The 8,913-nt window shown below is 46.7% G+C and carries 9 protein-coding genes; 3 read left to right on the forward strand and 6 right to left on the reverse strand.

The window, feature by feature from the left end:
- Nucleotides 1–78 precede the first annotated feature (78 nt).
- The gene (locus VN105_RS18775) at nt 79–798 is read right to left on the reverse strand and encodes an NUDIX hydrolase (RefSeq protein ID WP_325643065.1); all 720 of its coding nucleotides are present in this window, start codon (nt 796–798) and stop codon (nt 79–81) included.
- 166 nt (nt 799–964) lie between these two features.
- On the opposite strand from VN105_RS18775, the gene ligA reads away from it, so the two are divergent.
- Both ligA and VN105_RS18785 read left to right on the forward strand, forming a co-directional pair.
- On the forward strand, nt 965–3,073 hold the full coding sequence (gene ligA / locus VN105_RS18780; RefSeq protein ID WP_325643066.1) for an NAD-dependent DNA ligase LigA: 2,109 nt from the start codon (nt 965–967) through the stop codon (nt 3,071–3,073).
- Between the two features lie 117 nt (nt 3,074–3,190).
- Nucleotides 3,191–3,628 (forward strand): nucleoside deaminase, encoded by a 438-nt coding sequence (locus VN105_RS18785; RefSeq protein WP_142684835.1) that lies wholly within the window; start codon nt 3,191–3,193, stop codon nt 3,626–3,628.
- Here the strand turns inward: VN105_RS18785 and VN105_RS18790 are convergent, their stop codons facing one another.
- The 3 genes from VN105_RS18790 to VN105_RS18800 form a co-directional block, all read right to left on the reverse strand.
- A complete protein-coding gene (locus tag VN105_RS18790; RefSeq protein ID WP_325643067.1) occupies nt 3,629–4,558 on the reverse strand; it encodes an SPFH domain-containing protein in 930 nt (309 codons plus the stop codon).
- Nucleotides 4,559–4,667: 109 nt separating this feature from the next.
- Entirely contained in the window at nt 4,668–4,883 is a 216-nt protein-coding gene (locus VN105_RS18795) for a hypothetical protein (RefSeq protein ID WP_325643068.1), read from the reverse strand.
- Nucleotides 4,884–5,074: 191 nt separating this feature from the next.
- A complete protein-coding gene (locus tag VN105_RS18800; protein WP_325643069.1) occupies nt 5,075–5,779 on the reverse strand; it encodes a LuxR C-terminal-related transcriptional regulator in 705 nt (234 codons plus the stop codon).
- Between the two features lie 270 nt (nt 5,780–6,049).
- Here VN105_RS18800 and VN105_RS18805 point away from each other — a divergent pair, with 270 nt between their 5' ends.
- The gene (locus VN105_RS18805) at nt 6,050–6,655 is read left to right on the forward strand and encodes a superoxide dismutase (RefSeq protein ID WP_325643070.1); all 606 of its coding nucleotides are present in this window, start codon (nt 6,050–6,052) and stop codon (nt 6,653–6,655) included.
- A gap of 85 nt (nt 6,656–6,740) precedes the next feature.
- Here VN105_RS18805 and VN105_RS18810 read toward each other — a convergent pair whose 3' ends face one another.
- Both VN105_RS18810 and VN105_RS18815 read right to left on the reverse strand, forming a co-directional pair.
- The gene (locus VN105_RS18810; protein ID WP_325643071.1) at nt 6,741–7,523 is read right to left on the reverse strand and encodes a DUF1080 domain-containing protein; all 783 of its coding nucleotides are present in this window, start codon (nt 7,521–7,523) and stop codon (nt 6,741–6,743) included.
- Between the two features lie 12 nt (nt 7,524–7,535).
- The coding region (locus VN105_RS18815; RefSeq protein WP_325643072.1) for a Gfo/Idh/MocA family oxidoreductase at nt 7,536–8,913 on the reverse strand (1,378 nt) is incomplete at its 5' end.

The following is an 8,913-nucleotide window of genomic DNA, read 5'->3' on the forward strand; positions in this document are numbered from 1 at the left end:
ATTTTCACCTCATTTAAATTAACAGGAACAGGAAAGATTTAAAATGTATGGGAGAAAAAAATATTACAATGATCTTTTCTAAAAGCCGATCCCGAGATATCGCTTCTTTCTTTGATCATATTTATCAAAATTAAATTTATAGAGCTTTGCCGGACGGTGAGGCACATCTTCCTCTTCTTCATTCAAATCCATCAGCAGATCCATCGATAAAAACTTCTTCCTGAAATTACGCCGGTCCAGCTCCATATCCAGGATCGCTTCATACAGGTTCTGCAGTTCGCGGAGGGAAAACTTGCGTGGCAACAGGTTGAAACCAATAGGCTGTACCAGCACCTGCTGCTTCAGCCGCTCATGGCAGGTATCCAGGATCTGCTTATGATCAAAGGCCATTTCATGCAGCTCCTTTACACTATGCCAGTGCAGTTCATTATTACTCATCTTCAACTCCACATGTTCAATATTCACCAGTGAATAATAAGCTACAGTGATCACCCTGCCCGCGGGATGACGCTCCACTGCACCAAAGGTCTGCACCTGCTCCATATACACATTATCCAGCCCGGTACGGGCTTTCAACACGCGGTAAGCTGCTTCATCCAGCTCTTCATCAGGTCGCACGATATCGCCCAGCAGCGACCATTTGCCCTTAAATTCCTTGAGATCTGATTCTATCAGCAGTACTTTCAGCTCATCGTTGTTGAAGCCGAAAATAACACAGTCAACCGATATGGCTACCTTGAAATAATCCTGTATTTCAACAAGGTGTGTGTTGAGGTTCTTGGTGTACATGGACATCATAAAGACGTGGAATTACAGTAAAACGTGAGTTTTTCGAATAACGCGCGGAACTATATTCAAATGAAAGAAAAAAATATCACATTTAAAACAAAGTGCCCGGATTTTTTTGAAGAGATATCCCTAACCTGAAAGATAAGTTTAAATTTACGGCTCAGTTATATCAATTATGTACACAAAGGAGATAGAAATAACCCTGACACAGCTGGCCAAACAGCTGCTCAGCCATGTGCAGCAGCAACAATTGCTGCAATCCATTGACGAAACCCTGGATGCCCTTCGCCGTGTAATCAGTTATAACGACTGGCGCTACTACGTGGAAAGTGAACCCGTGATCAGCGATTATGAATATGACCAGTTGTTTGCCTGGCTGAAAAAACTGGAACTAGAGCATCCGGACCTTGTTACTTCCGACTCACCTACCCAACGGGTTGCACAGGGCCTTACCAAAGAATTTGTGACCGTACCACACCTGGTACCCATGCTCAGCCTGGAAAACTCCTACAATGCAGACGACCTGCTGGACTGGGACCGCAAAGCCCGCGAAAGCGCCGGTCTTGCTGAAATTGAATATTGCATTGAACCTAAATTCGACGGCGCCAGTATTTCACTGATCTATGAAGACGACCGGCTTACGCGCGGTGCCACCCGCGGCGACGGCGTAGCCGGGGAAGACATTACCACCAACATTAAACAGATCCGCTCTATCCCGTTATCAGCCTCCTTTTCAAAGTATGGTATACACCAGATAGAAATACGCGGGGAAGTGCTCATCAATAAAAACACCTTCAAAGCCTTCAACGATAAACGTATTGCGGATAACCTGCCCCCGCTGGCAAACCCGCGCAACGCTGCCTCCGGCTCATTACGGATGGTAGATCCCAACGAGGTAGCCAAACGCGGACTGGAAGCCTTCCTCTACCACATGAGCTATCATAACATGAACCGGGGAAAAACTGAACCGGACGCGCTTAAAACACATAGCGGCACACTGGACCTCTTGTCTACTTTAGGCTTCCGGAGTCCCGCCAAAGAAAAGAAAGTAGTGAAAGGCATACAGGGAGTGATTGACTACGTGCTGAAATTTGAAACAGAACGCGACAACCTGCCCTATGAAATAGATGGCATGGTGGTAAAGGTAAACGACTACGACCTGCAGGACCGGCTGGGCATGACCACCCACCACCCCCGCTGGGCCATTGCTTATAAATTTAAAGCCAGGCAGGCCACCAGTAAGCTCCGCAGCGTGGAGTTCCAGGTGGGCCGTACCGGCTCCATCACACCGGTAGCAAAAATAGACCCGGTACCCATTGGCGGCGTAACCGTGGGATCCATTTCCCTTTTCAATGAAGAGGTAATTAAAGAGAAAGACCTGAAACTGGGAGATACCGTGCTGGTGGAAAGAGCCGGAGACGTAATTCCTTATATCGTGAAATCCGTAGCGGACCTGCGGGATGGCAGCGAACAGGAAATCATTTTCCCGGTACGATGCCCCGTATGTCACGATAAACTCGTAAAGCCGGAAGCAGAAAGCGTTTGGCGCTGTACCAACATCAACTGTGAAGCCCAGGTAGTGGAAAGAATGATCCACTTCGTAAGCAAAGATGCCATGGATATTAAAAGCTTCGGCGAAAGCAACGTGCGCAAGTTCTTTTCATTAGGACTCCTGAAAGATATACCCGGCATCTATGAACTGGATTTTGAAAAGATAGCCGCACTGGAAGGCTTCGGCAAAAAATCACTGACCAACCTCCAGTCGGCTATTGAGCAATCCAAAACACAGCCGTTGCATCGCCTGATCTTCGGGTTGGGCATCCGCTACGTGGGAGAAACTACCGCCAAAACACTGGCCAATGCAGTGAACCATATCATGGACCTGCAAAACTGGACGGAAGAACAGATCCTTTCACTGGAAGATATAGGCCCTAAAGTGGCCGGCTCCATCCGACTGTTCTTTGCCAACAACGACAATATCCGGATGCTGAACAGGCTGGCAGCGCTGGGCATCAGCATGACCAACACCAAAAAGGAAACGCATACGTCGGGTAACCTCAACGGGCAAACGTTTTTGTTCACCGGTACCCTGCATAAACTGAAACGCAGCGAGGCAGAGGAAATGGTGGAACAGGAAGGCGGTAAAATAATGAGCGGCGTAAGCAGCAAGCTCAACTACCTGGTAGTAGGCGATGATGCCGGCAGCAAACTGGAGAAGGCAAAGAAGATCAATACCATCAAGATCCTGTCGGAAGATGATTTCCTGGCAATGATCAACAAATAATATCAGCGGCTGACTAAAAGTAAAATGAAGGCCCGGTGAATCGCTTAAATGGCTTTTCTTTCCATCACTTGGGAGAGCCGCCTTTTTTTAGTCAGCCCCTGATCACCAATAATTGTTATGACAGACGAACATTTTATGCGGCAGGCGATGCAGGAAGCACGCAAAGCCTTTGAAGACGGAGAAGTACCTATTGGTGCAGTAGTGGTGCTGAACAACCGCATCATTGGCCGTGGGTATAACCATGTAGAAAGATTGAATGATTGTACCGCACATGCGGAAATGATTGCGCTAACGGCAGCCTTTAATACCCTGGGCAGTAAATACCTGATGGAGGCAACGTTGTATGTAACAGTAGAGCCCTGCCTGATGTGTGCCGGCGCACTTTACTGGAGCAAGATAGGCAGGATCGTATATGCAGCGCCGGATGATAAGAACAGCTACCGGAGAGCTACCGGCGACCGGTCCCCGTTTCATCCGAAAACAAAACTGGAGGCCGGTCCCTGCAGTGAAGAAAGTTTACAGCTGATGAAAACCTTCTTTGAACAAAGGAGATAATTACTTTTTGTTGGCATCCATCAGCTTATTCATACCCATCATTTGCTTCATGGTATGATCCATTCCTTCGGAAGAGCCGTCGAGGAAGATGACGTTTCCTTTTGAATTTTCGGCGAAGTGCTTGATGGCTTCCGTCCACATGGAAAAGAGGATCACCGAGGTATCCAGGTTGGCCTGCTGCATTTCTTTGGCAGCCATACTCATACCTTTGGCCACTTCTTCCCGGAACAGGGCCACACCCATACCACGCAACTGAGCGGCCTGGCGCTCAGCTTCCGCGGCAATCTTAATAGCGTTACCATCTGCTTCCGCCGCTTTGGTTTTAGTGATCAGTAATGCCTGTCCTTCGTTTTCGGCAGCCGCTTTCAGGTTATTGGAAGCCACTACCTGTGCCATTGATTTCATGATCACTTCATCGAAAGTGATATCATTCATCTGCAGGTCTAACAGGTGGAAACCCCATTCTTCAAGGGTTTTATCGATCTGTTCTTTTACGTGTTCGGTAATGTCTTTTCGCAATCCCAGCACTTCCGCCTGCCGTTTGGTAGCTACAAATCCGCGGATAGAGCCCTCAATGGTGCGTACCAGCGCCTGCATGAAACTTCTTTCATCCATAAATTTGAACGCCACATTTTTCAGCGTTTCTTCTTCCTGGTTCCATACGGCATACAGCAACATGGCTTTGAAATACACATTGGCCTGGTCAATAGTGATGGCCTGAAATTCCAGCTCTACAGACCTGTTCTGGATAGATACCCGTTTAAATACTTTTTCGATAATGGGTATTTTCCAGTTCAGCCCGGGAAAAAGCACCCGGTTGTATTTACCGAAAATAGTAGTAACAGCAACGTTTCCCTGCTGTACGGTTACAAACGAAGACAGTATAACCACTAAGGCCAGTACTATCAAAACAATGAAGATAACATTCATAGACTGAGTGTTTAGGTAGGGTTTAGACGCATAAATATAACGAAATAAAGCTAACAGGCAGATGCAGGCATAGTATTCCCTGGTGATACAAAAGGCTGGTCAGGGTGCTTTATATTCTTTGTTTTCTCCTGAAATATATAAATACGTCGTCCAGTTCTATTTGTTTCAACTGATAAGCCAGCCGCGTTCTCAGGTCTTCCGTTTCATCTTTGATTCTTCTGTATTGATCTTTCAGAATTTCGTAACGGGCCACAATTTCCTCTGCAGTCGCAGATTCTTCCAATTGTAAGATGTTAAATGCTCTTTCCTCGGTTATCATAGTCATAGGGGTATTTCAGATAGTAATCATACCGGATGTTTAAAAACACATTTAATATTTAATCCACTAAATTAGTTGAGTTTGAAAAACGAGCAAATACCCAATGTTGGGTATTTTTTAAAATATTTAGCAACTTTTAGCAGATGTTTTACAACCGGTTGTTCCTTTGTTAAATACTGGTTACCAGGAAAGTGTATTTACTCAAATCCGATCTTACGGGCAATGGCTACCAACTCCGATGTGTTACGGACCTTTAGTTTCAGACGGATATTTTTCCGGTGGGTTTCTACGGTATAACGGCTAAGGTTCAACGATTGTGCAATCTCCTTGTTGTTCAGTCCTTTCACGGCCATGCCCAGCACATCTTTTTCCCGTGGGGTTAGTTTGTTAAACAGCGTTTCATTTTGCCTGCGCATGATGGCGCTTAGTGCTTCAGATAGTTGTGCATCCGTATCAATGGTATTAGTAAGGTCGAGGAACGCGCAGATGATTTCCACTACCCTTCCGTTTTTATCATGTGTGAACGGCACTTCCAGCCCAAGCAGCCACCGGTAATCGATCTCTCCTTTTTTACGGATGCGGGCCAGGCCGCCAAACTGCGCCTTGTTATTAATGAAAGATTGCTGTGCTACTGCAGCCAGTTTAAAATCTTCAGGATGCATGATATGCCGGAAAAACTCCATGCCCATTCCCATTACTTCGTCAGCAGAAAAACCAACTGTTTCCGCAAGGCGATCATTACACCAGGTCACAGATTTTGTACTATTATCATAGCTGTAAATCATGGCGGGTACATGATGTAAAACGCTCTCCAACCAATGGATACGATTTTTTAAATGCTCATTTTCCTTCTGTAAGGCATTAAGGGAAAAATGTAGCCCCGAGTCCGAGCCTGTCTGCATACTATTAGTTTTAAACAAACAACAGGTAAATAACCACCAGTCACACCTGAAAATATATCTGAAGTTACTTCTTCTTAAACCGAGTATCTGTAAATATAAAATAATTTTCCATGTGATCAAGGCCAGCTCCCGGCCGATTTCCTCAATTTACAGCCATCAACCGGTAAGTATACCTTAACTTAATAATTAAATCACTAAATTTTAACGGATTGGCAGTAAATTTGGCGACTATCAAGAAATCATATTTTAAAACCCATAAAAATCTAAGTTATGGCATTTACACTTCCGAGCTTACCCTACGCAACTGATGCGTTAGAGCCGAATTTCGATAAACTGACAATGGAAATTCATCATGGTAAGCACCACCAGGCTTATGTAGACAATCTGAACAAAGCAGTAGCAGGCACAGAAAATGAGAACAAATCGCTGGAAGAGCTGGTAGCCAATGCCGGTAAAATCAGCCCGGCTGTAAGAAACAATGGCGGTGGACACTGGAATCACAGTTTCTTCTGGACCAGCCTGGCGCCTAATGCCGGTGGTACGCCAACCGGTAAACTGGCAGATGCTATCAACAGCACTTTTGGTTCTTTTGAAGCATTCCAGGAAAAATTCAACACTGCCGGCGCTACCCGCTTTGGCTCCGGTTGGGCATGGTTAACCGTAAAGGATGGCAAGCTGGAAGTTTCTTCCACACCTAACCAGGACAATCCACTGATGGATGTTGCTGAAGTAAAAGGTACGCCGCTCCTCGGTGTAGACGTATGGGAACATGCTTACTACCTGAAATACCAGAACCGCCGTCCGGAATACCTGAAAGCATTCTGGAATGTTGTTGACTGGAACGCTATCAGCAAACGCTACGAAGCAGCTTTATAAGCATTCGCCGGTTCATTTGAACTGCATAAAAAAATCCCGTCAGGTAAACCTTGACGGGATTTTTTATAAGCTGGACCAATTGTTTTTAAAGCGCTTTGATCTTTAAGTTTTTGAACCATATTTCGCTGCCGTGGTCCTGCAAAGCAATATGGCCTTTTTTTGACAGGCCATAACCTTTGGCATCTTTCCATTTGCCTTCGGCTTTATGTTGCTTCCATTCAGGCGTCCACAGCTCGTAGTCGGCTGTTTTTTTCCCGTTCAGCCAATGTTCTACATGACCCTTGTTTACAATGATCTTTGTAGTGTTCCATTCGCCAACAGGATTGGCAGCATCCACCAGGGGAGGGTTCATGGCGTAGTTGGCGCCTGTATGTTGCCAGGGCTCCAGCTTCTCCGGGAAATTTTTATCATCAATGATCTGGTATTCCGGCCCGCTCAGCTGAGGGGTTTCGAATTGTTCCGTTACCATGTACATAATGCCGCTGTTGCCCTGTGGCGACAGCTTCCAGTCGGCCGTCAGTTCAAAATTTTCAAACTGCTTATCTGTGATCAGGTTGCCCCGTTTATCCGACTTGTCTGATTTATTTCCCAGGCAATGCAGGATCCCTTTCTCCGCTACCCAGGAATCTGCCGGTTTGTTTTTGTAAGTACGCCAGCCATCCAGGGTATGGCCGTTAAACAACAGTTGCCAGCCGGCTGCTTTCTCTGCTTCACTTAATACCGCACCTGTAGAATCGGCAAGCGTGGTGCTTACCACAGAATCCGCTACTGCAACGGCATTGGCCCTCTCGTTATGTGTAGTACTGCCTCCGCAGGATACAGCCGCCATACCTAATACCGACAACGCTGGTATCAAAAGGTGCTTCATATGTACCCGGTTTTACTTGCTCACCACTTTCAGGTTCTTCGGATCCCAGTGGATGATCTTGTTATCAAAATAGCTTTCATTACACAACAGCGCCGGCGCTGCAGCACGGAACCCGAAGGTAGGATCTTCCGCAACCTTACCATTGGTACGCATAGCGTTAAACAGGTTGTAGAAGTGATCGAAATGCGCGCCTTTGTACCCTTTCTCTGCTTCATAGATCATTTTTTCAGGATCCAGCATGTTCGCACGGTGATAGGCATACGATTTTCCATTATTGGAAGCAGCAGCATTCGCAGCAGCCAGCGGATCGTTTTCATCTACCTGCACGTTGTTGCGGAACAGGGTTACCCTATCCCACTCTACCGTCATAGAGCCTTCACTACCCACCATACGGAGGTAGTTGGTGCCACCGGTACCATCTACAAAGTTTACGCGGAGCGACAGGTTAAACGCGGGGTGTATTTCCGTTTCCGGGTAGTCAAACATACCCAGCATAATATCAGGCACTTCTCTTCCATCTTTCCAGTAACGCAATCCGCCGGTAGCCATTATTTTGTTGGGGCCCAGGGAACCGGTTACCAGGTGCAGGCTGGAAAACAGGTGAACGAACAGATCGCCGGAAACACCGGTGCCGTAGTCCCTGTAATTGCGCCAGCGGAAGAAACGCAGCGGGTCAAAATCACGCTTGGGTGCATTTTTGAGATAGGTGGTCCAATCAACCGTTTTGGTGGATGCATCCGCAGGAATAGGATACTGCCATGCGCCGGTAGGCGACATACGGGCCCAGAAGCCTTCTGCATAGTTCAGTTTACCAATGGCGCCATCTTTCAGGAGCTGCCTGGCTTTTTCATTACCCAGTGAGCTCATACCCTGGCTGCCCACCTGGTATACCACCTTTCCGTTACGCTGCTGTGCTTCCACTACTGCAGGGCCTTCGCTGATATCGTGTACCATCGGCTTTTCGCAGTATACGGATTTACCTTTGTTCATAGCTGCTACGGAAATATCCTTATGCCAGAAGTCTGGCACGGCAATGATCACCGCATCAATATCTTTTCTATCCAGGATCTCCTGGTAGCTACGGGTAGTATAAATATCACTACCCCATTTCTTTTTTGCATCTGCCAAACGGCCATCGTATAAATCACAGGCGGCTATCAGCTTTACACCAGGTACAGTGATCGCCGTATTGGCATCTGCTGTTCCCATACCACCGGCACCTATCAGCGCTATCTGTATCTGGTCGTTGGCACTGTATTTTTCTTTCAGGCGGGAAAGTGACTGGATGTTTCTTTGTTTATCAGCTGCGGTCAGGATATTCGGCAGCAATGATGCACCTACTACTCCTTTGGCAAATTTACTGATGAAACTCCGGCGAGAGTCTTCATTG

This window comes from Chitinophaga sp., assembly GCF_035564935.1.
GTDB lineage: Bacteria > Bacteroidota > Bacteroidia > Chitinophagales > Chitinophagaceae > Chitinophaga.

Excerpts from the sequence above, each read along its gene's own strand:
- VN105_RS18775 (WP_325643065.1), bottom strand. The coding sequence starts at position 798 with ATGATGTCCATGTACACCAAGAACCTCAACACACACCTTGTTGAAATA.
- ligA (WP_325643066.1), top strand. The coding sequence starts at position 965 with ATGTACACAAAGGAGATAGAAATAACCCTGACACAGCTGGCCAAACAG.
- VN105_RS18785 (WP_142684835.1), top strand. The coding sequence starts at position 3,191 with ATGACAGACGAACATTTTATGCGGCAGGCGATGCAGGAAGCACGCAAA.
- VN105_RS18790 (WP_325643067.1), bottom strand. The coding sequence starts at position 4,558 with ATGAATGTTATCTTCATTGTTTTGATAGTACTGGCCTTAGTGGTTATA.
- VN105_RS18795 (WP_325643068.1), bottom strand. The coding sequence starts at position 4,883 with ATGACTATGATAACCGAGGAAAGAGCATTTAACATCTTACAATTGGAA.
- VN105_RS18800 (WP_325643069.1), bottom strand. The coding sequence starts at position 5,779 with ATGCAGACAGGCTCGGACTCGGGGCTACATTTTTCCCTTAATGCCTTA.
- VN105_RS18805 (WP_325643070.1), top strand. The coding sequence starts at position 6,050 with ATGGCATTTACACTTCCGAGCTTACCCTACGCAACTGATGCGTTAGAG.
- VN105_RS18810 (WP_325643071.1), bottom strand. The coding sequence starts at position 7,523 with ATGAAGCACCTTTTGATACCAGCGTTGTCGGTATTAGGTATGGCGGCT.